Raw genomic sequence first — 26,199 nt, 5'->3', positions numbered from 1 at the left:
CCAGTGCAGTCTCAACTGCTGTGAAGCTTAAATCCTATTTCTCGCTGTTAATGCGATCGCGGAAATCTTCTATTGTCAGTTTTAACCCTTCTTGTAGAGGAATGGTAGGTTCCCAATTTAACCAAGTCTTTGCTCTTGTAATATCGGGACGACGGCGACGCGGATCGTCAGAAGGTAATGGCTCAAATTTTATTTCCGCATCTGGATTTACCATATTCTGCACAGTTTGAGCCAATTCTAAGATAGTGTATTCGTCAGGATTACCTAAATTGACCGGGCCTGTGAATTCTCCATTCATCAACCGCATCAGTCCTTCTACTAGGTCTGATACGTAGCAAAAACTACGAGTTTGAGTACCTTCTCCGTACACAGTTAACGGAATACCTCGCAATGCTTGCACAACCAAATTACTTACTACCCGACCATCGTTTTCTAACATCCGTGGCCCGTAGGTGTTAAATATGCGAGCTACTCGAATCTCAACTTTATTTTGTCTGTAGTAATCAAATGCTAAAGTTTCTGCTATTCTTTTGCCTTCGTCGTAGCATGAACGCAGACCAATAGTATTAACATTACCTCTATACTCTTCTGTTTGAGGATGAACTTCTGGGTCTCCGTAAACTTCGCTCGTTGAAGCTAACAAGAATTTAGCTTTTACACGTTTAGCTAACCCCAGCATATTCAGCGTACCCATCACGTTAGTTTTTACTGTTTTAACTGGGTTGTACTGATAATGTACGGGAGAGGCTGGACAGGCTAAATGGTATATTTGATCTACTTCTAAGCGAATTGGCTCGGTGATATCGTGGCGGATCAACTCAAAATTTGGATGACCCATCCATTTAAGAATATTGCGTTTATGACCAGTATAAAAATTATCTAAGCAAATTACTTCATGCCCTTCGGGTATTAATCGATCAATCAGATGGGAACCAATAAACCCAGCGCCGCCCGTCACCAAAATTCTCATAGTTTTCTTAATACTTTCAGATACTACTAGTGGCTGTTTAGCTTGTTTTAGAGTACCCAGCTGATACACAAAAATGCAGGGCGAACAGAGCTAATTCAGAATATATTTGCGGATTTACCAAGTCTTTATGTATGTAATTTTGTTACAAGAATTAACAGCAGGACAGTTCCTCTAGCAAAATAGCAAACCTTATATCAGCATTGAGCATTTATACTGAAGAATTCATCAAATCTTCAACAAAATAAAGTTTCGTGTAAAAACTCAGATGCTCAATCTTCAAGAGGCGAAACTTTTTACACAACAGATTTAGTATTAATAACTTTTTTAGAGTTGATGCTAATTTGAGTACGTTGTGGTTCTCCCAGCATGACGACAGAGCAAGTAAGTTGTCTTGCTAACTGAGTGCTAACATCACTGATGGCTAAACTACCAGGACTATTACGGTTGCGTATAAAAGGTAACACTACTAAATCATATAGTCTTGCTGCCTGCAAAATTGCTTGGGCAACATTTTCATGAGCAATAATTTGAACTTCTGGAGAGTTTTGCAGAGCTAAGTTGGAGACTAAAGCAGCAAGTTGCGATCGCTTGCTATCAATTTTACTGGAACTAGTGTGGCGATCGCATACATTCAACACTGTTACTTGCGCTTGATTCGATTCTGCTAGCATTTGGGCAAACTGTACAGGTTGCAATGTCGGGGATGTTAAGTTTTCGAGTGGGACTAAAATGCGCTGAATTTTGTGGGGTGATTCTACCAGACGTGTCACCACTACAGGACAATGCGCTGACCACAACACACTATCAACCACATTGCCAAATAAACGCGCTCTTAAGCCTGTACGTTTACCCCAACCCATAACAATTAAATTAGCTTTTTGTTCACGAGCCGCCCTACTAATTCCCAGTGCGAAGGCATCATCGATCCGTAGCAGAGGTTCTGCTTCTACTCCTAAGTTTCGACTCTGAACTGTAGCTTTCGCTAGTAACCGCTCACTTCGTTGCAAAGATGCTTCTAGCTGTGGTGCATCCATATGAGCCGTAGTCGTAGCGATATTTAAAGGGATAATTTTGCCCTTTGCTTGACGGGCTAATAATGCCGCCATCTCAATTAAATGCTGCTGTGTATGAGGATTATATATAGGAACAACTATAGTAAAACTACTCTGCTTTTCTTCAGTTTTTTGTGCAATTAAATTTGATTGTACGGTTTCTAAAATAGCTGTAGGTGTTAAAGATACCGCTAGACGACTAGTAAGCAACGGCCCCAAAGTCGATGTAATCAACATTAATCCAACTACACTGTGAAATACTTCAGTTGATATCAACTCAGCACGATATCCCACTAGAGTAGCCGCTAGGGTTGTACCTAACTGGGGCATTGATAGAGTCCACATAGTTAACATTTCCTGCCAATTGTAGCGGTAAAAAAGTTTTGCTAACAAAGCTGCTATAAATTTGCTAACAATGACACCAACTACAACTAGCACCATCAACTTTAAAGTAGTAATGCTTCTCAACCAAGCAGATAAATCAATTAATAAACCAATATTAATAAAGAAAATCGGAATAAATAGAACACTGCCAGCAAATACTACCTTATCTTTTGTTGGCCCTTCATCTACTACTTCATTCACTGCCAAACCAGCTAAAAATGCACCTAAAATTTTTTCTATATCAATAAATTCAGCACCTAATAAGGCTACAAATACAGCCAGCAACACAAACAAAAACTTTTTACCTTCATCATCTCCTGACCGACGAAAAAATTCCTGCCCTGCCCAATCAAACCCTACCAAAATAATTACTGAATAAATGATTATATGACCTAACAAGGTGAGTAAATTAGGCAGGTTGAATACACCTGTTTGCAAACTGACTAGACAAACAGCTAATACTACAAGAGTGCTGATATCAGTAAATATCGTAGCGTCAATAGTGGCACTAACAGCTGGATTTTTGACAACTCCCAAACTACTAATAATCGGGTATGCCAAAAGAGTATAAGAAGCAAATAAGCTGCCGATGAATATAGATGTATTCCAACCAAAGCCAAATATCCGCCCTAACAAGATTCCTGTTACACAGGGAACAAAGAAGGTAAAACTTGCAAATCCCAAAGAACGCTGTATATTTTTGCGTAAATGTCCTAGCTCTTGTTCTAAACCTACTACAAACATTAAATAAATTAAGCCAATGTTAGATAGCAGATTAATCATTGGCAATTTAGCATTAAATAAATTCCAGCCTGATGGCCCCAGGACTAACCCAGCAAATACCAAACCAACTATCCCTGGTAGTCTTAGTCGCTCAAACAGGATGGGTACGACTAAAATCACCAAGAGCAAAATTGCAAAGGGAACAACTGGTTCTTGGCCAAGAACAGGGTAATTTAGTTCTAGAGCCAGAACTTGTGATACTGGTTCCATAGGTTAGAACTTAAGGGGGCGACGGTGAAGTGGCGATGACCTTAATGGCGATCGCTCAATAATCTGTATTAATAAATATAAGAGCCACCCTGGTAGAGAAGAAAACATCTGATCTTACACTAACTAGGCAATTGTCTAAGAACGAACTACCTATGGGTGGATTTGACTTAAAATAAAACGTAAGCGATCGTAGTCGTCTTTTAACAGCACACTTAGCATTCGTCCTGCTTTGACAAGCCATTCTCTATCAGCTTTGCGTAACTGGTAGACATCACGAATAGCAGCTGCGGTTAATGACTCAACTGGCGCACCGTTTACACTTAATAATGTACGCAGAAAATCTAGTTCTTCCGTAAATTTAATGATTGCTTCGCCTTCACATCGATAAACAGCTTGATGAATTTGCGGCGGACGAGGCGGTAGATACTGATATACTCTGGGAATTTCCGTGGGATTTGGGGACGGTGGCGTAAAGCCAACAATCGCTGCCCGAAATTCAGTTTTAAGCATGGCAAAAATCTGGGGTTGTTCTTCACGTAAATCTTGCAACGACAACCCCAGAGCCACAGCCCGATGTATAGAATCAATGGGCATGGTTGTGGCATAAGAAACCACAGCATACACTTTATTGCCCGACTCTTCATCCACAGCACAAACCCAACTACCAAAAGGTGGCATTGCCGGAAAACTCAAGTCTTCCGGTTCTAAGCACTGTGCTAAAAATTCGGTAGTGCTAGTCTCGATCACCTCCGCAATGTGGTTAGGGTGGCGATCGCTTGTCGTAAACTGTGGTAAAGGAAGGCGCATGATAGTGCTGAGTTAAGAGTCAATGGTCAAAGGTCAAAAGCTTTGGACTATTGACCTTTGACTAAATTATTTTGCTTTTTTAGCCCCGGCAGTGGTCTCTACCAGTTCTAACTCTGAAAGACGAAAGGTAATTAGTTTATCCCAATTACCACCTTCAAACAAGACAGCTACCTTGCCATCACTCACCCGTTGAACGAGTCCTTCAAAGCGATAGTAGGTATCTGCGGGATTTTTGACACGAACAGTTGCTCCAGGCAGAATCATGATTTTTACTCTCGCTGATTTACTGTTAATAGCTTAATACTTGTCCTTTGTCATTAGTCATTTGTCCTTTGCAATAACACTATCGACTATTGACTATGTGACTCATAAATAATACTTCTGTCGTTGTCGGAAGTTTGCTACTGATTCTACTATTCCTAAACTGATGAAATTGGTCAGCATTGCAGAACGTCCGTAACTCATCCAGGGCAGAGGAATGCCCGCCACAGGTGCTAAACCAACAGTCATACCCACGTTAACAATTACTTGAAACACAATCATCGACAAAACACCAATAGCCAATAATGAACCGAAGTTATCTTTGGCTGTTTGCGCTACGTACAACAGACGCAAGCAAATTAAGCAAAAGACCAACAAAACTACTAAACAACCAATAAAACCAAATTCTTCACCTACAGCTGAGAAAATAAAGTCTGTATGCTGTTCAGGTACAAAGTTTAGTTGGGTCATTGGCCCCTTAAATAAACCCCACCCCCACACTTCTCCAGCCCCAATAGCAATCCGGGATTGAATTAAGTGATAACCTGCACCGAGAGGATCATGATCAGGGTCAGTAAAAACGGTGAGTCTCGCTTTTTGATACGGTTTCAAAACATGGTTCCAGGCAAAAACACCTAATTCACCACCCAGAATATTGAGAGTCCAAGCACCAATAGCACCCAAACCAAATCGCCGCCAAGGGAGTGTTTGCCAACCAACAATTGCCATGACAAATGCCCAAATTACTCCTAAAGGACTCAAAGCTATTTCTTTGAGAAATCCTAAAGGACCAATAGCGATCTCTTTAAATCCTACAGGTGCAGAAACTAGTACATTCAATAAGTCTATTGGCTCAGATAAAGGCCAAGAAATACTAAACAGAATGGCGGAGATGACAGGCGAAATCAATAGGATCAACCAGCCAGGGTTAGCATTAGCCCAGTAAAGCATCCCCAAAACGATCGCTCCAAATACCAGTGATGTTGCTAAGTCTGGTTGCAAAAACACTAATCCCCACGGAACAGCAGTAATTGCCAAGGCACGAAAAACATTGTCTAAAGAAGAAGCTGTCCGCTTATGCAGTAAGGCCGCTAAGGTGATGATTATGCCTATTTTGGCAAATTCTGACGGTTGGACGTTAAAACCTGCGACACTAATCCATCGCTGTGCGCCTTTGGCACTAGTACCAGCCAGCATTACCGCAATCAAGCTCATATTAGTGAGTCCGTATGTCACCCAATGCCACTGAAGCAGATTGTCATAGCGGATACGAGCTAAAAACAACGCTATGAAAGTACCGATGCCAGCTACTAACCAGTGCCACCACCAGTCAGTGACAGGCTGTTTTAGTTCTGTACTCAGAATCATGAGACCGCCAAACATACTGACAGCAACAGGCAAGAAAAATAACAACCAATCTACTTGCTGCCAAGGTTTTACCCAAGACTTCCAACGAAATTTGGGGACTGAACGTTTTAATAACATTGTGTATGTTTATACTTAATTATGGAATTTAGAATTTACTGATTAACAAACAATCTCAGAATATTAAACTATTAATTCAGTATTAATTTTCCGAGATAAAATAAATAATCACGTCGATCAAGCATTGAATTTATTCATAAAGACTATAAGTAACTTTTAATATAGGATTTGCTAGATTGCTTGAGGGAAATTTTAACTTTTAGATTTGGAATTTTCCTCAATATTCATAATCTGTATTCCCAGGCAACTGCCCAGGAATCAGACCAAATTCCAATTTATGCTGTCAATGCAACGACTGATACTTTACCAGCAATAGCGAGAGCGATCGCTTTTAATGCTTTGGCAGAAGCAGAATCAGGTTCAGCAACAACAATTGGCACACCACTATCACCACCAACCCTAGTAGAAATCTCTAAGGGTACACAGCCTAACAACGGCACGCCCAACTCATTGGCAGTCTTAGAACCGCCACCAGAACCAAAAATATCGTACTGTTTATCTGGCATATCGGGGGGAATAAAGTAGCTCATGTTTTCTACTATTCCCAAAACTGGGACGTTCATTTGCTGGAACATCCGTAATCCTTTACGGGCATCTAACAAAGCGACTGTTTGGGGTGTGGTAACAATTACGGCTCCAGCCATTGGTACAGCTTGGGTTAAAGTTAACTGGGCATCACCAGTACCTGGTGGCATATCGACAATTAAATAATCTAGCTCTCCCCATTCCACTTGATAGAGAAATTGGCGAATTACACCGTTCAGCATCGGGCCACGCCAAATCACAGGCTGATCTTTATCAATCAAAAAGCCCATTGAGACTAATTTGACCCCATGATTAAAAGCAGGTTCTAAAACTTCACCTTTTTCTGTAGAGCGGACGGTAATTTGAGCATCACCCAATCCCAACATCGTAGGATCGTTGGGGCCGTAAATATCAGCATCCAGCAAGCCAACTTTCGCGCCTGTTTGAGCGAGAGCGACTGCCACATTCACTGCTACCGTGCTTTTACCTACACCACCTTTGCCACTGGAAACAGCCAAAATATTTTTAACACCAGGAACACCATTGCGATCGGGTACACTTTTTTGCTGAGGCGTTTCTGCTGTGACTTCTACTTTGACTTCCGTAACACCTGGTAATTTTTTAACAGCTTTTTCACAATCTTCGACAATAAATTCACGTAAAGGACAGGCGGGTGTGGTTAAAACCAAAGTCAAGCTCACCTTGCCACCGTCAATTTTTACGTTGCGGATCATATTTAGTTCTACCAGACTCTTACGGAGTTCTGGGTCTTGCACAGGCCGCAATACTTCTAAGACAGAACGGGAATCAAGGACATCGTACATAGTGTTTTCAGCATTACCGCCGTAAAAAATTTAAGAAATTCTTATTCTTACCTAATAGAATCTTAACTTTCTTGGGAATTGGGAGATAGGGGCTAGGGAGTGGGGAGTGGTGAGTAGTGAGTAGGCAGTGAGGAGTGGTGAGTAGAGGTTATAAAATAACTTTTCCCACCCCATTCATTTTTCCTATAGCGTCTAGTATCTAGCCCCTAGCCCCCTACTCCCTATTCCCCACTCCCCAATTTCTAAAAATCAAAACAACTATCATTAAGGGATTTTTTCTTACCGGCTACCGCTTGCACTGCGGCATTTTCTACAGCTTCAACTAAAGAACGTGCCACCCGATCCGCATAAGGGCGAGAAAATGACCAAATCAAAGGAGATAACCAACCGCGCAGTGTTACAGAATAAGATAAACACGTACCACACACTGTCGATTCCACTTGATAAGTAATTCGTTCTTCCACACCAGGAATTGCTAGCACTCGCACACTCAGCAGTTCTCTGGGATTGACTCGCTCCACAAAAATGTGGACGGGAAATGGCGAAAAGCGTGTGACAGCTTGATAAATTAATCCTGGTTTGGGTACTAATCCGTAGGGGACATTAGTACTTTTGAGTAGAGGATGCCAGGACACATCTGTTAAGTCAACTACTTTCTGCCACAGTTCATCTACTGAAGCGTCACTAATCTCTCGATACGTCCGTACCAGGGAAGCACAAAACCGACGACGTTTGCGGTGGATGAATTTAGATAACCAACCTCGCATTTGCCTAATCCTCCTCGCTACAAACTTGCTGGTAACTCTGGTATGGTGAGCAATTATTTTTTGCCCATATGTAACATTTCTCAATATTGCTTTCGGCAGAGCAAGCACCGATTGGCATAGATGATAGCAAGATTGTTAGGGCTGAAAACCAAGGCTTGCAGGGCATCACCATCATCGGTAAGGCATATACTACTTTGCCAGAAGTTGGTTTAACACCAGAATATCTCCATCAAGAATTACAAAAAAACTGAGTCAATATACAAGCCTATACGCATTTGAGGGAAAATAACTCTAGTCATACACAATCTATTGTGTAAAAGCTTGACAATTAAGACAAAACTAGTTTGAGCAAGGCGAGCCTAATTGCTGGTTCGTACTGCCCACAAATTTTTAGCTAAAAATTCTGTAGCTTTTTGGCAATTGTAATTTAGGTTTGGGAATCTCTATGTTGACTAATTCGCACACCCCAACAGTAGAAGCATCATCATCAAAGTTCTTACCGCCAGAAGACGCTAAGGCTAGGGTGAGTCAATTTATGAAGCAGCTGCAAGACGAAATTACCCAAGCTTTAACCGAGTTAGATGGTGTCGGTAAGTTTCAGGAAGATGCTTGGGAACGTCCAGAGGGTGGTGGCGGGCGATCGCGTGTGCTGCGTGAAGGTAGAATCTTTGAACAAGCAGGTGTAAATTTTTCTGAAGTTTGGGGTTCTCATCTGCCACCCTCGATTCTCAAGCAACGTCCAGAAGCCGAGGGACACCAATTTTATGCTACAGGCACTTCCTTAGTGTTACATCCCCGCAATCCTTATGTCCCGACTGTTCACTTAAACTACCGTTATTTTGAAGCTGGCCCAGTCTGGTGGTTTGGTGGCGGTGCTGACTTGACACCTTACTATCCCTTTGCGGAAGATGCAGCCCATTTCCATAAAACCCTGAAGCAGGCTTGTGACCAACATCACGCCGAGTATTATCCAATCTTTAAGCTTTGGTGCGATGAATATTTTTACTTGAAACATCGCAATGAGACACGCGGCGTAGGCGGTTTGTTCTTTGATTATCAAGATGGTCAAGGTACTTTATATCGCGGCCCAGATCCCAAAGGCCCCGCAGCTAATTACAGCGACCAAGTAGGGGTAGTAGCACAACGGACTTGGGAAGATTTATTTGCTTTTATCAACAGTGGTGGTCGAGCCTTTTTGCCAGCCTACGTGCCAATTGTCCAACGACGACATGAAACAGAATATAGCGATCGCGAACGCAATTTTCAACTCTATCGTCGCGGTCGGTACGTTGAATTTAACCTGGTTTACGACCGAGGCACAATTTTTGGACTGCAAACCAACGGACGCACAGAATCTATTCTCATGTCTTTGCCGCCCTTAGTGCGCTGGGAATACGGTTATCAGCCTGAACCCAATTCCCCTGAAGCTCAATTGTACGAAACTTTCCTCAAGCCACAAGATTGGATAAATTGGACACCAGTTCAATAAACTAAAGTGCTGAGTCATCCCCTCTAGGTTAAATCAATCTGCTAGCAAGCAACAAAAAAGTTATGTGTTGAGTGAGTTACTGTTAAATACATAATCTTAGATATTCGTTGCTTGGCACTCAGCGCGTTCAACTCAGCATTTCTATTGCTACTCAGCACTTTTTTAGTGAGTTACACTACTAAAGGTAAGCACCTAGTCAAAAGGTGACTATTTTAGCTGTAACTTGTCTATTTCAAGTGTCAGCACTGGGTAGTCTTTTAAGTGGTGAGTCAATTAATTTACTGTCTTTCTCAGGAACTTCGAGTCACCGGAAAGCAAGAATTACCAACAGATAAGTTTTTTGACTCACCAATCTCAGACTGTATCCAGCAGTAGCCAATTTAAAAACGAGTGCCACGGGGATTTTGCGTGATACAAATAGAACAAACCACCTATACCACCCAAGACGGTAATACCGTTATAGTTTTAACGCCATCTGGCCGCCTAGACATCACCACAGCTTGGCAATTTCGCCTAAAGTTGCAGGAATGCATTTCCAAACTCAGCCGCCATGTAGTGGTAAATCTTGGTCAAGTAAATTTTATTGATAGTTCTGGGTTGACATCTTTGGTTGCTGGTATGCGTGATGCGGATAAAGTCAAAGGCAGCTTCCGCATTTGCAATGTACATCCAGAAGCCAAACTTGTGTTTGAAGTCACGATGATGGATACAGTATTTGAAATCTTTGAAACAGAGGAGGAAGCTTTAGAAGGTGTTCCTCGGAGTATGGCCAGTTAACTATGAATTTAAAGTGTTGAGTATGAACAAAAGATACTAATAACGCATAAAAAATAGCTTAAAGCTACAGGCTAGTAGAAAAAAACCGAAGTATAAAGTCTAGAGTATGAAATGAAAAATCTTTATACTCAGCTTGAGAGCGATTTATTATGGGTACTCAGTACTCAGAACTTAAAACTGAGTAATGTTCTCGTTTAGTGTAACGATAAGGGCCTAAAATCGCTCCCCAAGTTGCTTTCCCGGTTTCTGAGTCGATGCCTTTGTCATAGCTGTAGAATTCTGCTGCTGTGGCTTCAAACCCTAAAGAAACTTGGATATTATTGCCACCATAATTAAAAGAGCAACGAGTCTCGGTTGGTTGGGTCGCAATAAACTTGAAATTATTAGGGGCTAGTTCTTGCTGGGTAACTGTCAGGATGCAACCTGGTAATAAATCGATTTGTTCAATTGTGAGTGCCTTGAGTAAGGCAGGATTACTTCCTGCACCACTTAAGGCACTCGGATTTTTGGGCATATAGTACTGAACTTGTAAAGGTGCATCAGAAGTTTTTCCTGCCATTAACCGCATAATTCGCTGTCTATAAGGGCGGTCTAAATTGACAATATTAGCTTGTTCAGCAAACAGGGTAATGCTGTCTTCAGCAAACAAGTTAACGGGTCTTTGCCAAAGCCGCAGATGAACATACCAAGCAGGTTCTGCTAAAGCTTGTTCCCGATTGTCAAACTCACCAGCTATATACTTACTTAACGTAATTAACAAGGGTGATAGGCTCATAAATTGTGATGCACAATCCCAAATATTGCGTAGCTGGTGAGCAAGGAAACAGGACTTATAAACTTTATATTACCAAATTAAGTAGAAATTCGGATCAGTAATTATTATTGACCTTTATTTGTTTCCATCAGTAACCAATTGCAAAATACAACTAGCTAATTCACAAAATCCTTCCGCTTCGGCAGCACTAGTTACATAAGTTGGTTGATGTTGTAACTGATGTATATATTGCATGACATTTGCTACGCCCACTGAAACAGGAAAATAACGTTGATCAAATAAACTCTCATCATTAGGGCTATCACCAACAGTTACAACTTGTTGGGATGAGTATTCAGGTAAATATTCTCGTAATACTTTTAATAAGCCAACGGCTTTATCTTGAGATTGGGGTTTAATATGACACTGCACTGTACTGTAAGTAAATCCCCAACCCATTTGTTGACAAAGTTCACCTAAAATTTGTAATTCACCTGAACTCAAACCAGCTACATCAAAAGTCCAGTCGGTGATGCGAAAAAGATTATCGGCTGATTCTTGAATTTGGGGAAACTTCAGCTTTAATTGCTCAAAAGCTATTGCTAATTGCTGTCTATGTAATTTTAAATCTGGAATTGGTGTTAAAGCTATTGGTTGCTCACTTCCGGCAGGATAGAACAAACCGCCATTTTCTGCGATCGCACCGACAACAGGCATTAAACTACTGATTCCACTTACCCAACCAGCAGAACGACCTGTAACAATCAATACCTTAATTCCAGATGTGGTTAAATCTTCTAAGGCTTGTAATAAGGGTGCAGAAAATTTACCATTCTTTGTCAGAGTACCATCCATATCTGTAGCGATCAGGCGAATGTTACTCCACGTAGTGGATACGGCTAGAGATAGTTGCATAACTGATACATTTTGCTGTCGGTACATATGCTGTTTATAAAAAGCTCTTAAAAATACCAATAACACAGCAAGATGCAACTCATGATTTGGGCATTCTAAACAACAAGAACTCAAATTACTATTTTGGTTGGCCAACCATGCTAAATCCTATACTTCTTGCTCAATCTTCAGCACCAAAGACAAAAAAGGTAACTCAAAAACCAGCAGTAAACCAATCTCAGCCAGCGCCTCCTCTTTTACTCATCACCTCTGGAGGACTAGCTGTAGCTGTAATTGCTTTGATTGTGTTTTCCAAAATCCAAATGGACAAATTAGAGAAAAAAATCAAGTTTGAAAAGTTCCGTGCTAAAGAATTGGAGAAAAAATTCAAACTTGCTCTGGAAACTATTCGCAAAATGGAAACTAATCCTGACTTGGTGAACTCACGGGACTTTAACCTAGATTATCTGCGGATGCGGATGTCAGAAGAGGTATTTCATTTTGCAATTCTTAATCAAGTTAAAATCAAGGTCAAAGATAAAATTTCGCAAGCACTACGTCCAAATCAAGCGCAACAAGGAACAGTTGGGATTGCCAATAGTGCGGGACGACAGGTGGATGAAATTTTTGATGTCGAGTATGAGAGTGGTACGCCACCAAATATTGCTAAACGAGTGCTGTTTCGCATTCAAATTAAGCTTATGAAGTTACCGACACAGGCGACTTCTGCCACTATTAGCCAAATTATTGATTGTATTGAAACTTATCTCAGCCCAATGGACGATGAGGATACTTGGCAACCGACCATTCAAGGGCGACTTGCTACTATGCATTGGGATCAAAAAGCTAAACCTACACCCTTACTGGTGTTAGAGCAATCGAATGATGGCGTGAATGTGACTTTCCGCACCAGCCGTCAAGCAAATGCACCCAACCCTAAAGCTTCATAGTTACAGCTTCAGGGTGCAGGGAAAAAGTTGCAAATGACAAATGACTATTAACAAAAGTTATGATTTTTCGCTCCATGCGCCAGAATCATAGCTGATAACTGCGCTTTGAGAGTCACGGGCTAAAAGGCCATCTTCCATTTCTACGATGCGATCGGCTATGTCTAAAATTCGGTTGTCGTGTGTCACCAGCAAAATGGAAGTTCCCTGTTCTTTAGCAAGACGCTGCATAATTTCTACAACATCGCGTCCTGATTGCTTGTCTAATGCTGCTGTTGGTTCGTCTGCCAGTACTAATGGCGGATTATTGACTAGGGCGCGAGCGATCGCAATTCTTTGTTTTTGTCCACCAGAAAGATTATCTGGATAGTAATTAATTCGGTTCTTTAAGCCTACCGCAGTTAGCATTTCTTCAGCTTTGGCGATCGCTTCACTTTGAGAAACATTATCGTTCAATTCAACTGCCATCTGCACATTTTGTCTGGCAGTTAAAAATCCTAACAGGTTATGAGCTTGAAATATGTAACCAATATTGCGCCGAATCTGAACTAATTGATTTTGGCTAGAGCCGAATAGTTCTACACCCAAAAATTGTAAACTACCTTCTTGAACAGACCTTAAACCGCCAATCAAGCTCAGTAACGTCGTTTTACCTGAGCCAGAAGGCCCAGTCATAATTACAATTTCTCCTGAGTTAATTTCCAGGTTAATGTCAAATAATATCTGTCTTTTTAGTGAGCCTTTGCCATAGTAATGATTGAGATTTTTAATGGCGATTACAGGTTCTTGTTTCATAATAAATTGGATGTGGAAAAATTTTTAGTTCTAAAAATGAACTATAGAGCCTGCAAGTTATTATTTTTGTTCGCTTGTTAGCATTGTTTGTATATTTTGTTTAACCTGATTAATTAAACCTATATTTATAATTCATTTTGGAGTTTATCGACTTAACTAAAAGATATCAGCAGGGTCTGCGGAACGGAGTTTGCGGACTGCGATCGCTCCAGAAATAAAACACATAATCATTGTTAAAATTAATACAGTAATTGCTCGTTCAAAGCTCATAAAAATAGGTAATAATGTGGCTTCTTTAGCTTTTTGGTACATTAACATAGTAAAAAACCAACCAGGAAGATACCCTAAACAAGCTAATAGCAAAGCTTCTTGTAGAATTACAATTAATAAATATTTTTGTGTATAGCCTATGGCTTTTAAAGTGGCATATTCAGATAAATGGTCGGAAACTTCAGTATAAAGAATTTGATAAACAATCACAGTTCCGACAATGAAACCCATGATTGTACCTAAGCTAAAAATAAAGCCGATGGCTGTGCTACTTGCCCAATAATGTCTTTCAAAATCTATAAATTCTTGTTTGGTTAAAACATTAATATCTTGAGGTAAATAATTTCTTAAGTCTTGAGCAACAGCATTAACATTTGCTCCTGGTTTCACCTTAATTACACCAATATCAACTAATCCGCGCTGACGGTTAGTAAATATCCGTAAAAAGTTAACGTCGCTAGTAATTAAGTTACCATCTGCACCAAAAGATGTGCCTAAAGTAAATAATCCTACGACTTTAATTTTTCTTCTTCTTACCTCTGCTGTAATATTTTGACCTTTATCAAAGTTAGCTGCAATTGGGCCATATTCCTGTCGAGAAGAACGGTCAAATAAAACTGTATCAGGCAGGTTGAGTTTATCTAAATTTTCTTGAACTCCTGGTAAGTTAAAAATATTAACTTCTGGATTAATCCCATATATGAGAATGGTACGTGTTCGACCTGTATCAGGATTCTTCCAAATTGTATAGTCTAAGTATATTGGATGTACTGATTGCACTGTAGGTAAATCTAAAGCTTTATACAAACGCCTTTGCGAAAAGCTTTTCATTGATAAAATAGCGTTGGATTGGCGGTTAATTAAAACAATGTCACCCTGTAAGCTACTATGAAACTGAACGTTACTGTAATACAGTGCATCTCGGAATCCGAGTTGGGTAAACATGAGAATATCAGCAAAGCCAATTCCAGCTAAAGCTACGGCTAAACGCGTTTTATCTCGCGTCATTTGTAGCCACGCTAGAGGTATTTTTTGATTCATTTTTCCGGCAAAAAATTGTTTAATTACTACTTAATTAGAATTGGTTTGATTGTTAATATCAACCAGTACCTTGGCGTAAGTTAAACCAGAAACTTTGTTGCTATCTTCTGGTGAAAGAGCAATTTTAACTTCCACAACTCTGGCATCTATATCAGCAGCTGGATCTGTATTCAGCACATCTTTTTTGCCAATTTTTCTGCCAATTTCAGCAACAGTTCCTTTTAACTCGCCTTCAAAAGCACCGTTATCGCTGCTGACAGTCACACTTTGGCCAATCCGCACTTTACCAATACTGTCTTCAGGAACTTCTGCAATTACCATCATTTGCTCGGTTTGCCCAATCTCCGCAATACCATCAGGAGTGATGGCTTCTCCAGATTTGGTGTGAATTTTTAAAATTTCTCCAGATGTTGGTGCTTGGACGTAGCTTAATCTTAGTTCTGCGTCAGCGCGGCGAACATTAGCGATCGCATTACTAACTTGTGCTTGCGCCACCTGCACATCAGTAGGACTAACTTCTAGCAGTCTTTTGAGTCTGGCTCGTTCTTCGTCAAGTTGTCTTTGTAGAGTGTTTACGGTTTTGTCGCGTGTGACTTTGGCTTCAATTAGTTGCTGCTGTAGCGTTGTTAAAGTTTTGACTTGGTTCGCTCTCGCTTCTGCAACTTGCTGGCGTAAAGTGGCAATTGCTTGTCTGAGAGTGGCTTGGCTTTCGACTACCTGCTGGTTGGCGGTGATTGCAGTCAGTCGTCGTCTATCTCGCTCTTGCTGAGAAATAGCACCTTCGCGGTAAAGCATTTCGTAGCGTCCTGCATCAACTTGAGCATTGCGCTGTTCAGCTTGTATCCGTGTCAAAGTTGCTCTCAAGGTATCGCTTTGTCCTCGCAGTTCGGCTTCTAGACGCTCTACTGTCGCCTGTTGAGCCATTTTTTCAGCACTTAACTGTGCCGCAATTCTAGTAATTGCAGCTTGTTGAGCATCTCTTTCGCCACGTAACTGAGCCTCTAGCCGAGCAATTACCGCTTGTTGGGCTTGAATGTCTCTTGGTGAACCAACTCTGACTTGCGCCAAGTTAGCGCGGGCTTCTTGTAGTTTGGCTTTTGCTTCTTCTACACCTGCTAGTTGAGTTTCGTGGTTGTCTAAAATTGCGATCATTTGTCCTTTTCTTACTCGTTCACCCTCTCTGACAAACAGCTGCCTAACTCGTGACGCAGACTGCAATCCCGCAGCTGGGGCAGAAAGTTTGATCACTTCGCCTCGCGGTTCCAAACGTCCTACGGCACTAATGCTGTTACCAACTGGTTTAACTGGTACAGATGAGTTTAACTTTCTCAACTGCTCAACTTTGGCTGTAGTTAGTAGCCCAGCCGCGATTACTATTGGTAAGGCTACAGCAATGCCCCACCAAATCTTAGGTTGTTCCGGATCAAGTATCTGTGGCCTTGATCGTGGCTTCTCAGTCACCCTTGACATGGTTGTTGACCGTTTATCTAAAATTTGCTGATAGTAAAAAAGGAATTATGCCCAATACAAACGTGATGATGCCTTTTGACTGGATACCTCGTAAAAATCCAATCTCCAATGAATACTTAACACCAAAGTTTGATAAGTATGGTGCTACTGGTAGTGATTCAATTACTAATTCGTAATTAGAAAAAGCTTGTAAGTTCTAATTTTAAAGATGTAATTACGAATTTTAAATTCATTACCCTGATACTATTTTTGATTGCAACCTGGTATAAATTTAGCAAGTAACATTTTGCTAACAAATGCTAGTGAGCAAAACCTTGCAAGACTTTCGACAATTTTATTTTGAGTGGTTGAGAGCAAAAATATGAAATTGGGCTACTGTTGTTACTGAACCTAAACTTACTATAAAGGCAAGTTTTCTCTTATTCAGTTAACTATTAACTAAACAATTTTCTCAAATAGAGCATTCTTAACATCATTGTTTCCTTAAATTTACAGTTAACGGATTATTAGGTTTGTTAACTCCTAAATTATGGGAATATTTGCTCTAGGGACGCTGCGGCTATTATCTAACTCCATCAAACTCTCGTTAACTGAATTCTACATTCATCAGTCACGGGAAAACGTAACAGAACCTACAGATGCAGGTTTGGGAAGAGAAGGTGAGAGTGCAGGGGTGGTAGGGGGTAACAAATGACTAATGACCGATGACTAATGACAAATAACTATAGGACTCATATTTGATTTATGAAAGACACGCCACTACATATACTTAGATTTTTTCAATAATCAAATCGGATTGCTATAGCTGGGTAGGTCAAATAAGACTGTAGTCATGTAATTGTCTGCCCATTCTTGGCCGAAGGCTTTTTCGAGGACGCGGCGGGTTTTGTCGTTTTGTTGCTGTTTGGTGCAGTAGTTGTGTTGTCCAGCGAGAATTTGTTGGGTTTGTTCGGGTGAAACAGGGCTAGCTGCGATCGCTTGGGTACAATGCACTTCTAAAAAGTCTTGCACGCGTGAGAGAAACATCGCTTCTTCTTCTGGGGAACCTGGACGCACAAAGATACAAAATTCTGAAAAGATATGTCCCCATTCAGGTAATTCTCGCGGTTGAGTAAATTCCAATGCAGGGAGTGCTGAGAGTTGATTTGTATAGGATTCTGGTAAGGTGCGGTCTAAGTGAACAGGAGATAGATCTGCGATCGCAGCACTGATTTGACCCCTACCGCCAACTAAGTCGCAACCAAACATCGGTAGGTCATATTCTGGGCGCGGAAACATCACGCAGTGCAAAATATCCAGCATATTGCCTACTTTCGCGAGTTCCAAGTGCATTTTGCGAAACTGCGGCGTTTGATAGCAACGGTTTTCAATTGTCAGTTTCTCGCCCTCTAGTCTACCTTCTACATAACCCAACTCCGCAGGTAAATGATAAGGCGAAAGATCCAAATGTTTGTGCCAAACTGCCTCAATACAATCAGCTAGCTGGCGAATTAGGGGATGTTGTTGTTCGCGTAGTGAGGGAGTAGAAGTAAATGACATATTCTCGTTAGCAATCCTATCTAATGGCTAGTCTACAGCCAGCAGCATCACTTCTGTTTAACCACGCAACATTAAGCAAACTGTTACGCCTGGTTACGTAAAGTTATAAGACATTGACTTTTCAAAGTAATTAATTATTTTGTAGTCTTAGTTACAGAATTAATTTTGCTTTAACCCATCAGGGAGGCTTACAGCTATGAAAATCACTACTCAAAGACCCGATTGTGCTGTACCAGCAGTCAGGCAGAATCTAGATTGGTTAAGCAAAGCCTATAGCAAAAGTTCAGTGCAGCATTGCCAACCATCTGTATGGGTGCGCCTTTTAGAACTCCCTAGTCCCTACAGTTCGGATGAAGCACTGTTACTGTGCCAAGTGTCAGCTGATGAGTGGTTAGCTTGGGTTCCAGATCATGGAGAAGTGACATTAAATATCAGGCAATATTTACAATAATCAGTAGTTATTTTGCAAAAGCAACAATGCATTCCTTAAAGGAACTCGCCAAAAAACTCAAAAAGGATATTTACGCTATATATTTTGCTACTAAAAATCCTAAAGTACCCTTGTATGCAAGATTGTTAGCAGTTGTTATTGTTGCTTATGCTTTTAGTCCCATCGACCTAATTCCAGATCCTATTCCTATCCTTGGCTATCTCGACGACCTGATCTTAATACCTTTGGGGATTTGGGTCGTCCTGAAGTTGATTCCTTCATCAGTCTTAGCCGAATGCCGAGAGAAAGCTGAGGCAACACAGTTTCATAAGAAACCTGCCAATTGGATAGCAGCAGGTTTCATTGTTTTGATCTGGTTAGTGTTGGGAATTTTAGTAGTAATTTGGCTGAGACACTTGTTTAAACGATAAGCTTTTGCGCTGACACTAGAAGTAAACAAACAGCTACTTATTGCCAATAATCGGTAACTTCATACCCCAGTTCTGCCAGCATATGCCTGAGCAGGGGTAAGCTAAGGCCAATGACATTGCTGTGACAACCTTCAATTTTTTCTACAAATAAACTCCCAAAACCTTCTAAAGCGAAAGCACCAGCACATTTGAGAGGTTCACCTGTAGCGACATATGCTTTGATAGCGCGATCGCTCATTTTGGCAAAGTATACTTTTGTTACCTGACATTTGACTAAAGTACGGTTTTGCGAAATGTCAATTAATACATGACCTGTGTACAAGTCGCCAATGTTACCTTGCATTAATTGCCAACGAGCGATCGCTTCTGCTGCATCTGCTGGTTTACCATAAATCTCACCATCAATCGCCAAAACCGAATCGCATCCCATAATTAAAGCTTTTTCAAACTGCGGTGCTACAGTTTCCGCCTTACGTTGAGCCAAAACTTGCACTAATTCCGCAGGCTCATTAATTTGAATTTGCGACTCATCAAAATCACTCGGTCTAACTATCGGTTCAATACCAACAGTTTGCAGCAAGCGGCGACGCGCTGGGGAAGCAGAAGCCAAGACAAATTGAGGAATGTTCATGATATTTGCTAATTGGGTATTAGGTAATGGGTATTGGAATTTCTATTCCCCATTCCCCATTCCCCACTCCCAATTGCTAATTAATATACAGTGAAAGAATCAACCACATTTTCCATAGTCCGTTTGACCTTCGACCAACGTTTTTCAGGAATTGAGGCATTAAAGGTAAACAGCTTGCCACGACTAACAGCAACACTAGCGATGTTATGCCGTTGTTGGTTGTTTGGCAGTTTTACGAGATACTCTAATATATAGTAGGCTTTCCCTTCAGTTTCTTTTTCTCGCGCATCCACTAACTCTGCTGTCCGACCGGAATCTGAAGGTGCGAGTGCAGCTTTTCCTAATTTGTAACCCACTTCTGTAGGTGCGCCCAGTTCTTTTAAACTTTTACCTTCAGGAACCGGACTAATAACTACAGACACATTTTCAGATATTTCTATCAAATCATGGAATACTACATCGGGGCCATTAGCCACTTTAACTGGCAGCCAGCCGTTGGGGTATGAAAACTGATAGCCATCAGTTGTATCTACATAACTTTTGAATCCAGCCGCAGCAGCTACACCAGGATTAATCAGGCTGAAGCTCAAAATTAATAGCAAAATAAAAGTAATTCGTTTCCACATTGTTAGAGATTCCTTAGGGCTGGAAGCAACTCAAGCTAGCGTTATTGATCGTTTTTATTGTCCCATCAACTGGGTCTTAGCAGATGCCGAGATTAGTTTCTTATGCTCACAACTAACGAATTGCGCTGGTTTTTACCTGGAACGATACCGCCGGAAATTGAAGGGTGGTTTGGGCAAAGCTGTTCACCCCAAAAGCGAGAAGACTGGTATCTTTACGCGCCTGGGTGTGATTACTTAGGCATTAAACTGCGTCAAGAACGGTTGGAAGTTAAATGGCGTAAAGCTGAATTGGGTGTCCTGCGTTTTGGGGAGTTGGTGGAAGGTAAGGCAGAAAAATGGGGTAAGTGGATGTGTAGCGATTCAAGGGGCGAAAGTTTTCAGCCTGCAACAGTTAGTACTAATTCAATTTGGGTCAATATTCAAAAAGTTCGCCGGTTGCAAAGCTATCAAATTTTACCTGACTCTTCAATACAACCTGTTAACGCCAATGATAGTATCGATAACGGTTGTAGTGTGGAAATTACTCAACTGCTAATTCAACAGCAAAGTTGGTGGACTCTAGCTTTTGAAGCTGTTGGTGAAGATACTCATCTGCTAGAAAATCTTCGATTAATAGCGAGTTATCTATTCAAAGATTATCGAGGAACAAAATTAATAGCTGCGAATTCTTATGGTTATCCCCATTGGCTAGAAGTGGTTGTGCAAGAAGAGTCTAGAGGCTAGAGGTTAGGAGGCTCAAAAAGAGAGTTTTTCAGGTATATGGAGACAATAAAATCATCCTGGAGGGTACTTTGATGCTCAGTAATACAGAGGCATGATGTTTGTTAAAGCATAAATTTATCAATAAGCAGTATTTTCGCTAGATAAGTTTACGACCAGTGTTGTCTGATTGTCCGCTCTCATTGAGGAAAAATAGATGCCTTTGAAAAATTACGGTGTTCTGAAATGTCGGGCTATTAATCGTAAGCTTGGTGAAGGCCCTTCGCCTCATTACCAAGTGCTTGTGACTGACGAGAAACAAAAGCATCGTATCGCTATCAATGTCAAATCACAGCAAAGTCCATCAGAATTACTGTATTTTGTAGACGAAAATTTCTCTCATCCCATCACTAGGGAATTGCAAGAGTTAGATTTTGGTTTTCATGAGTTACCGAGAAAACCTGGAGGATTAGCATTAGACTACATCCGAGGTAATTTATTTGATCCAGCGAATATGAAAGCGTTGCCTTATGATGTGCCTGGCCCAGACAATGATTTGAATGAGTTGTTGGAATTATATATTGCACGGGCAATTGCTTCTGACGATGCAGTTTTGTTTCCCTTTGGCGAAAAGTGGGGGCCAGAAACCGATGTCAAGGACAAATATTTTGGTTTTCTCCCTGGTAATGGCATCCATGACATCCATATGAACCAGGGTAACGCCGCACAATTTCAAAAGGACAACGGTGTTTGGCAAGATGGCGGACTACTAATTTACTACCCAGCCCGAAATCAGTGGGTAGGTATATTTTTAGCGTTCCAATCTCAGTCTTTCCATACCGACGATACCACTGGCAACAGGCTCGATGTCGTTATTTCGTCCACAACTGCGGCAATTCGGATTGTAGCTGCTTTGGTAAATCCAGTTGGCGAAGATATCGGTAAGGAAACAGTTAGTTTAATTAATACCTCCTCAGACCAAGTTGATCTGAGGGGATGGGCGTTAGCAGATCGAAACAAGCGCAAGCAAAGTTTAAGTGGAATTATCAATCCTGGTGAAGTTGTCAGAATTCCAGTGGCGAAAGATGGCTTTCAACTAGACAACAATGGCGGCATAATTACTCTACTTGATGACAAAGGTCTCAAGATAGATGGTGTCTCTTACACCAAGAAAGATACTCAAAAACAAGGTTGGACAATTGTGTTTTAGTTTGGTCACTTGTCATTAGTCATTTGTCCTTTGTCTTAAACCAATGACTAATGACAAAGGACAAGTAACTAAACAATCTGCAAAACCACTAGCGTCATATCATCGGTGTTATGCCTATCAGGGCCAATGAACTGCTGAACTTGGTCAAATAGATAATCGACGATTTCTTCTGGCCCTTTACAGTAACGACAAGCAGCACTAAAAGCAGCTACGAAATTTTCTTCATCGAAGCGATCGCCACTTGCCGCCGCCGCATCAGTCAGTCCATCTGTATAATAAATTACTATATCCCCTGGTTCTAACTGTACCTGAGCATCTTCGTATTGGCTGTTAGCATCCAAACCTATCAGCATTCCCAAAGTATCTAAGCGGCTAACTGTCTTAGTTGCTGCGTGCCACCACAAAGGAGGATTATGTGCAGCATTACTATAAGACAAAATCCGATTTTGGGGATTGTACTCAGAATAAAACAATGTCACGAAGCGGTGAGAATTTTCTAAATCCGCATACATGACTCGATTCAAATTTTGCAAAATCCCAGCAGGGGAATTACCATGCAATACTTCACCCCTCAGCATTCCCCGCATCATCGTCATAATTAATCCGGCGGGTACGCCTTTCCCCATTACATCCCCAATTACAAAACCCCAACGGCTAGCTTCTGGAGAAATTCTGCTGATTAACTGTAATTGATTGTGATTGGTCGCAATAAAATCATAATAGTCGCCACCCACACGATTGGCGGGTTTACAGCGTGCGGCTAAGGCTACACCGGGGATATTTGGACATTGACGCGGTAAGAGTCGCCTTTGAATTTCTGCCCCAATTTCTAATTCTTGGTCTAAGCGTTCTTTTTTTCTCAGTTCTACAGCTAGTTCATCATTTTCAATTGCTACTGCGGTTTGGTCTGCAACTAAGCGCACTAGCTTTTGTCTGGTTTCTGTCCAGCTATAGTCAGGGTCGCGGCTTAATACATAAAGCCATCCCCGTTCTGTATGCTTGACTAAAATTGCCGTGCCGAATATTTGTACATCCGGCCCCAAATAGCGATGCATCTGAGCATCTAAAATTCCTGTGGAACTTGCTAGCGGCGCGCTATTAGGTAGCAATGTAATTTGACTGCTAGCTGTTTCTAGGGCTTTACGAATATCTTTGCGCTGGCGACTATCTTGCCAATGTAGCTGTTCTAATCTGACTTGACCGTTTGGTTTATAGAGAAACAAGGCGCTACCATCGGCATCTGTCACCCTAGTTGCCATTAAAGGAATCAGTTCTAAAAACTGATTCAAATTATTGAAACTTCGGAGGGCAAATCCTAAAGAACTCAGCAAATCTTGAATTTTGTTCTGTTCTCGGTGCAACCTTGCCACAAGTTCTTTTAGTGCCACGACTGGTGTGACATCCGTCGCGGCACTACTATTACCATCAGTGGGTTGAAACGGCACTTGAGACACTGGCACAGTTACTATCGCAGTTAAGAGTAGTAGATTCTAAATTAGTTAATAACTTTCTTGGCAAAATATTGCTAAACCATATTGAGACAAGATTTGTCTTTTAGCAAGAGTAGAAAGACGTAGGACGTAGGCATAGATAAGTATTACATTTGCTTATTTTATGTCTACCCAAATATAGATACGGCAATTCCATGTGTTTTTGCTGAAAAACTGATTAGTAAAAATCAGCAAATTTTATCAGCTTGTGGAAGGCTCTTGAGTATTCAAGAACTTAATTAGCAAATCATACATCATGAAAGCTAAAATTCCTGAATTTAAAAATTAATTTTTTCTAATTCCTAAGCTTTTCTTGTTTTAGAGAAAATTTATGGGTACTGAAGCAAAAATTAACTGCAAAGCTAGCATTACTGAAATTAAAAAAATCATTCCCCCAAACTTTTCAGTTAAATATTGTAATCTTTCATTACTAGTTGAGTCATTTTCTTTATAATCTACCTCCATAGAATATTCACATATTCTTAAAAAAGTAAGTATTAAGAATATTATTGAGGGTTCTACTTTAATGCACTTGCACCAAATGAGATATTGTATAACATGAACTAATACTGAGTTTTTTTCAGTATTTATAGCAGTTATCGATTTAGTTTACAAGCTGATTCCTGAAAATTAAGTTACTTTGTAATTTATCTCTATGAGAGTCTAGAGTAATAAACCCTAAAAGTTATAAATTTTCAACGAAAGATATTAACAAAAAAATTACATTCCTGTTTATGTTTGCATAATTAGACTCTAGTATTTATCTTTAATCAGGCAATTATGCATTGTAGCGAGAAATATCCTAATTAAGCAGAAAAAACCAATATTGCGAAAAAAAGGCGTAGACGCAAAGCGGCTTGTCGTCAGACATCGCGTATACTTAATCAAACAAGCCTACACTGGCGTGAAGGTAGCTTGCGCCAGCGTAGGATGTTATTTTAGCCACTCAATAAAGCCTCGACAAACTCGTAGCTAGAGAAGGGGCGTAAGTCTTCAATTCCTTCGCCTGCACCAATAAAGCGAATTGGTAAACCTAACTGCTGCACAACAGCTAGAGCCACACCGCCCTTCGCAGTCCCATCCAGTTTGGTTAATACGACACCACTAAGTTGGGCTGCTTGGGAAAATACTTCTGCTTGACGCAAACCATTTTGACCAAGTGTGGCATCTAACACTAACAAAGATTCAATTTTGGCATCAGGGGCTTTTTTGTCGATAATTCGGCGAACTTTACTAAGTTCATCCATTAAGTTCTTTTTATTTTGCAATCGCCCAGCAGTATCTACTAATAATAATTCTGTATCTCGTGATTGGGCTGCGGCGATCGCATCAAATACCACGGCTGCGGGGTCTGTGTTTTTCCCAGGGTTGGCAATTACTTCTACACCACTTCTGCTTCCCCAAACTTTCACTTGTTCAACAGCCGCCGCACGGAAAGTATCGGCTGCGCCAATCAAGCATTTATACCCTGATTTTTGGGCTAAGTGGGCAATTTTGCCGATAGTTGTTGTTTTACCAGCACCATTTACGCCAGTAATTAACCAAATATTGAGATTGTCTTTTTCTGGGGCAAAGCTAGGTTTGTCAGATTTGCGGATTGGTTCATCTAGCATATCCCGCAGAATTTGTTTTAAGAAAGCGATCGCTTCTTCTGGAGGAGTCACTTCGTCCCGCAGTTTCTGCTGTAAAGCACTAATAATGTAATCTGTCGCTTCTACACCCACATCAGCTTGTAAAAGCACAGATTCAATTTCTGCTACCGCCGCTTGGTTAAGTGGCCCTTGTCCAACAATTGCTTTGAGTTGATTGACGATGCTACGGCGGGTTTTATCTAATCCTTGCCGTAGCTTTTTCAGCCAAGTAATTTCTTCAATCGAAATGTCTTCGGCGCGTCTACCTTGCGCCGCCAACAATTCTGCTGACCAAACAAATCCTTCATCAAACACCAAATCTGATGTTTCTGTGTCAGTTGCTTCGCTAACAGTAGCAGGTTGTACTGATTCCGGTGCTTGTATTTCAATGGCATTGGCGATTAATCGCTCTTGCTTGGCTTGCCGTTCTGCTGCTGCTCGTTCTAAAAAAGATAAAGCAACTGGCTCGGTTGGCTGTGTTTCTATAGATGTGGATTCTACTTCGCTGACTGTAGTTTCTATTTCAGATACTTCGTCAACAGTTGTTTCTGCTTCTGGTTGTGGTGTCTCGATGATTGCAGCAGGTTCTGGGACAGGTGTTTCTACCTCTTGGGTAACTGCTGGCGTTTCTGAGACTACGGTTTCTGCTGTTGCTGATTGGGTTGGGACAACTTCTCCAGTTTCAGACTGTTGTTTTTGTTGAATATTTTTATAGGCAGCTTTAGCAAACGCCAACAAATCTGCTGCTGAGTCTGTCGCAGTTGTTGGGTTTGTCTGTGATGTTTCATTTACCTCTTCTTGGGTTTCAGGAGTTGTTTGTGCCTGTTGAGTTTCAGAGGGATTATTAGAAGAATCGTTAGATTGACGACGAAACCAATTAAAAGCCATTGCCGCTAGCGGTGTTAGTTGTTTTTTAAGTTAGGAGTTATGACTTAGTAAGTTATGAGTTTAATTTAATTTGTTACTCTTCCCTAGGGTGAAAACCTCCGGGATATCCTCACCTCTCA

Annotated in this window: 27 protein-coding genes; 10 read left to right on the top strand and 17 right to left on the bottom strand. The window is 40.9% G+C overall.

All coding sequences use genetic code 11. The features are described from left to right. Positions 1-34 precede the first annotated feature (34 nt). The 7 genes from H6G76_RS15345 to H6G76_RS15315 all read right to left on the bottom strand — a co-directional run bounded on the left by H6G76_RS15345 (position 35) and on the right by H6G76_RS15315 (position 8,068). Positions 35-970: a UDP-glucuronic acid decarboxylase family protein gene (locus H6G76_RS15345; protein WP_190701957.1), complete on the bottom strand. Its 936-nt coding sequence runs from the start codon at positions 968-970 to the stop codon at positions 35-37. A 293-nt stretch (positions 971-1,263) separates the two neighbouring features. Beyond that, complete coding sequence (locus H6G76_RS15340) at positions 1,264-3,399, bottom strand: cation:proton antiporter (RefSeq protein WP_190701954.1); 2,136 nt, start codon at positions 3,397-3,399, stop codon at positions 1,264-1,266. Positions 3,400-3,549: 150 nt separating this feature from the next. Further along, positions 3,550-4,206 carry an HAS-barrel domain-containing protein gene (locus H6G76_RS15335; RefSeq protein ID WP_190701952.1) on the bottom strand — a complete coding sequence of 219 codons (657 nt, stop codon included), beginning with the start codon at positions 4,204-4,206 and terminating at the stop codon, positions 3,550-3,552. A 66-nt stretch (positions 4,207-4,272) separates the two neighbouring features. After that, entirely contained in the window at positions 4,273-4,470 is a 198-nt protein-coding gene (locus H6G76_RS15330) for an NAD(P)H dehydrogenase subunit NdhS (RefSeq protein ID WP_190701949.1), read from the bottom strand. A 102-nt stretch (positions 4,471-4,572) separates the two neighbouring features. Next, the gene (gene rodA, locus H6G76_RS15325; RefSeq protein ID WP_190701944.1) at positions 4,573-5,952 is read right to left on the bottom strand and encodes a rod shape-determining protein RodA; all 1,380 of its coding nucleotides are present in this window, start codon (positions 5,950-5,952) and stop codon (positions 4,573-4,575) included. A gap of 275 nt (positions 5,953-6,227) precedes the next feature. Next, positions 6,228-7,301, bottom strand: a complete 1,074-nt coding sequence (locus tag H6G76_RS15320; protein ID WP_190701941.1) for an Mrp/NBP35 family ATP-binding protein — start codon at positions 7,299-7,301, stop codon at positions 6,228-6,230. A 242-nt stretch (positions 7,302-7,543) separates the two neighbouring features. Further along, positions 7,544-8,068 (bottom strand): SRPBCC family protein, encoded by a 525-nt coding sequence (locus tag H6G76_RS15315; RefSeq protein ID WP_190701938.1) that lies wholly within the window; start codon positions 8,066-8,068, stop codon positions 7,544-7,546. 86 nt (positions 8,069-8,154) lie between these two features. Here H6G76_RS15315 and H6G76_RS15310 point away from each other — a divergent pair, with 86 nt between their 5' ends. The 3 genes from H6G76_RS15310 to H6G76_RS15300 all read left to right on the top strand — a co-directional run bounded on the left by H6G76_RS15310 (position 8,155) and on the right by H6G76_RS15300 (position 10,334). Next, the gene (locus H6G76_RS15310; protein WP_190701935.1) at positions 8,155-8,319 is read left to right on the top strand and encodes a hypothetical protein; all 165 of its coding nucleotides are present in this window, start codon (positions 8,155-8,157) and stop codon (positions 8,317-8,319) included. Positions 8,320-8,513: 194 nt separating this feature from the next. Then, a complete protein-coding gene (hemF, locus tag H6G76_RS15305) occupies positions 8,514-9,557 on the top strand; it encodes an oxygen-dependent coproporphyrinogen oxidase (protein ID WP_190701933.1) in 1,044 nt (347 codons plus the stop codon). Between the two features lie 408 nt (positions 9,558-9,965). Continuing rightward, the gene (locus tag H6G76_RS15300; protein ID WP_190701930.1) at positions 9,966-10,334 is read left to right on the top strand and encodes an STAS domain-containing protein; all 369 of its coding nucleotides are present in this window, start codon (positions 9,966-9,968) and stop codon (positions 10,332-10,334) included. A 157-nt stretch (positions 10,335-10,491) separates the two neighbouring features. Here the strand turns inward: H6G76_RS15300 and H6G76_RS15295 are convergent, their stop codons facing one another. Together H6G76_RS15295 and H6G76_RS15290 are read right to left on the bottom strand one after the other, a co-directional pair. Next, entirely contained in the window at positions 10,492-11,109 is a 618-nt protein-coding gene (locus H6G76_RS15295) for a chromophore lyase CpcT/CpeT (protein WP_190701927.1), read from the bottom strand. A 114-nt stretch (positions 11,110-11,223) separates the two neighbouring features. Further along, positions 11,224-12,003 carry an HAD family hydrolase gene (locus H6G76_RS15290; protein WP_242056412.1) on the bottom strand — a complete coding sequence of 260 codons (780 nt, stop codon included), beginning with the start codon at positions 12,001-12,003 and terminating at the stop codon, positions 11,224-11,226. Between the two features lie 137 nt (positions 12,004-12,140). Between H6G76_RS15290 and H6G76_RS15285 the strand changes: the two genes are divergently transcribed. Further along, a complete protein-coding gene (locus H6G76_RS15285; protein ID WP_190701922.1) occupies positions 12,141-12,932 on the top strand; it encodes a hypothetical protein in 792 nt (263 codons plus the stop codon). Between the two features lie 57 nt (positions 12,933-12,989). Here the strand turns inward: H6G76_RS15285 and H6G76_RS15280 are convergent, their stop codons facing one another. The 3 genes from H6G76_RS15280 to H6G76_RS15270 all read right to left on the bottom strand — a co-directional run bounded on the left by H6G76_RS15280 (position 12,990) and on the right by H6G76_RS15270 (position 16,505). Further along, positions 12,990-13,724, bottom strand: coding sequence for a DevA family ABC transporter ATP-binding protein (locus tag H6G76_RS15280; protein ID WP_190701919.1), 735 nt, complete (start codon positions 13,722-13,724; stop codon positions 12,990-12,992). 156 nt (positions 13,725-13,880) lie between these two features. After that, on the bottom strand, positions 13,881-15,035 hold the full coding sequence (gene devC / locus H6G76_RS15275; protein WP_190701916.1) for an ABC transporter permease DevC: 1,155 nt from the start codon (positions 15,033-15,035) through the stop codon (positions 13,881-13,883). A gap of 30 nt (positions 15,036-15,065) precedes the next feature. Further along, positions 15,066-16,505 carry an HlyD family efflux transporter periplasmic adaptor subunit gene (locus tag H6G76_RS15270; RefSeq protein ID WP_190701914.1) on the bottom strand — a complete coding sequence of 480 codons (1,440 nt, stop codon included), beginning with the start codon at positions 16,503-16,505 and terminating at the stop codon, positions 15,066-15,068. A 47-nt stretch (positions 16,506-16,552) separates the two neighbouring features. On the opposite strand from H6G76_RS15270, the gene H6G76_RS37685 reads away from it, so the two are divergent. Together H6G76_RS37685 and H6G76_RS15265 are read left to right on the top strand one after the other, a co-directional pair. Continuing rightward, positions 16,553-16,681, top strand: coding sequence for a hypothetical protein (locus tag H6G76_RS37685; RefSeq protein ID WP_277883094.1), 129 nt, complete (start codon positions 16,553-16,555; stop codon positions 16,679-16,681). Positions 16,682-17,034: 353 nt separating this feature from the next. Then, a complete protein-coding gene (locus tag H6G76_RS15265) occupies positions 17,035-17,199 on the top strand; it encodes a hypothetical protein (protein ID WP_190701912.1) in 165 nt (54 codons plus the stop codon). A 92-nt stretch (positions 17,200-17,291) separates the two neighbouring features. On the opposite strand, the gene H6G76_RS15260 is transcribed toward H6G76_RS15265, so the two are convergent. Further along, on the bottom strand, positions 17,292-18,044 hold the full coding sequence (locus H6G76_RS15260; RefSeq protein WP_190701908.1) for a phycocyanobilin:ferredoxin oxidoreductase: 753 nt from the start codon (positions 18,042-18,044) through the stop codon (positions 17,292-17,294). 196 nt (positions 18,045-18,240) lie between these two features. On the opposite strand from H6G76_RS15260, the gene H6G76_RS15255 reads away from it, so the two are divergent. Together H6G76_RS15255 and H6G76_RS15250 are read left to right on the top strand one after the other, a co-directional pair. After that, complete coding sequence (locus H6G76_RS15255) at positions 18,241-18,495, top strand: hypothetical protein (protein WP_190701905.1); 255 nt, start codon at positions 18,241-18,243, stop codon at positions 18,493-18,495. Positions 18,496-18,521: 26 nt separating this feature from the next. Then, positions 18,522-18,905: a YkvA family protein gene (locus tag H6G76_RS15250; protein WP_190701902.1), complete on the top strand. Its 384-nt coding sequence runs from the start codon at positions 18,522-18,524 to the stop codon at positions 18,903-18,905. Between the two features lie 37 nt (positions 18,906-18,942). Here the strand turns inward: H6G76_RS15250 and H6G76_RS15245 are convergent, their stop codons facing one another. Beyond that, positions 18,943-19,536 carry a nucleoside triphosphate pyrophosphatase gene (locus H6G76_RS15245; RefSeq protein WP_190701899.1) on the bottom strand — a complete coding sequence of 198 codons (594 nt, stop codon included), beginning with the start codon at positions 19,534-19,536 and terminating at the stop codon, positions 18,943-18,945. Between the two features lie 80 nt (positions 19,537-19,616). After that, positions 19,617-20,162, bottom strand: coding sequence for a photosystem II reaction center PsbP (psbP, locus tag H6G76_RS15240; protein ID WP_190701895.1), 546 nt, complete (start codon positions 20,160-20,162; stop codon positions 19,617-19,619). 102 nt (positions 20,163-20,264) lie between these two features. On the opposite strand from psbP, the gene H6G76_RS15235 reads away from it, so the two are divergent. Continuing rightward, positions 20,265-20,885, top strand: coding sequence for a hypothetical protein (locus H6G76_RS15235; protein ID WP_190701892.1), 621 nt, complete (start codon positions 20,265-20,267; stop codon positions 20,883-20,885). Positions 20,886-21,078: 193 nt separating this feature from the next. Continuing rightward, positions 21,079-22,071 carry a DUF2278 family protein gene (locus H6G76_RS15230; protein WP_190701889.1) on the top strand — a complete coding sequence of 331 codons (993 nt, stop codon included), beginning with the start codon at positions 21,079-21,081 and terminating at the stop codon, positions 22,069-22,071. Positions 22,072-22,139: 68 nt separating this feature from the next. On the opposite strand, the gene H6G76_RS15225 is transcribed toward H6G76_RS15230, so the two are convergent. Both H6G76_RS15225 and ftsY read right to left on the bottom strand, forming a co-directional pair. Further along, positions 22,140-23,531 carry a SpoIIE family protein phosphatase gene (locus tag H6G76_RS15225; RefSeq protein WP_190701885.1) on the bottom strand — a complete coding sequence of 464 codons (1,392 nt, stop codon included), beginning with the start codon at positions 23,529-23,531 and terminating at the stop codon, positions 22,140-22,142. Between the two features lie 968 nt (positions 23,532-24,499). Continuing rightward, a complete protein-coding gene (gene ftsY, locus H6G76_RS15220; RefSeq protein WP_190701882.1) occupies positions 24,500-26,080 on the bottom strand; it encodes a signal recognition particle-docking protein FtsY in 1,581 nt (526 codons plus the stop codon). Positions 26,081-26,199 lie beyond the last annotated feature (119 nt).

This window comes from Nostoc sp. FACHB-152 (assembly GCF_014697475.1).
Taxonomy (GTDB): Bacteria; Cyanobacteriota; Cyanobacteriia; order Cyanobacteriales; family Nostocaceae; genus Nostoc_B.
Note: the sequence above shows the minus strand (reverse complement) of the source record. Positions and strands in the feature narration are given on the sequence as shown.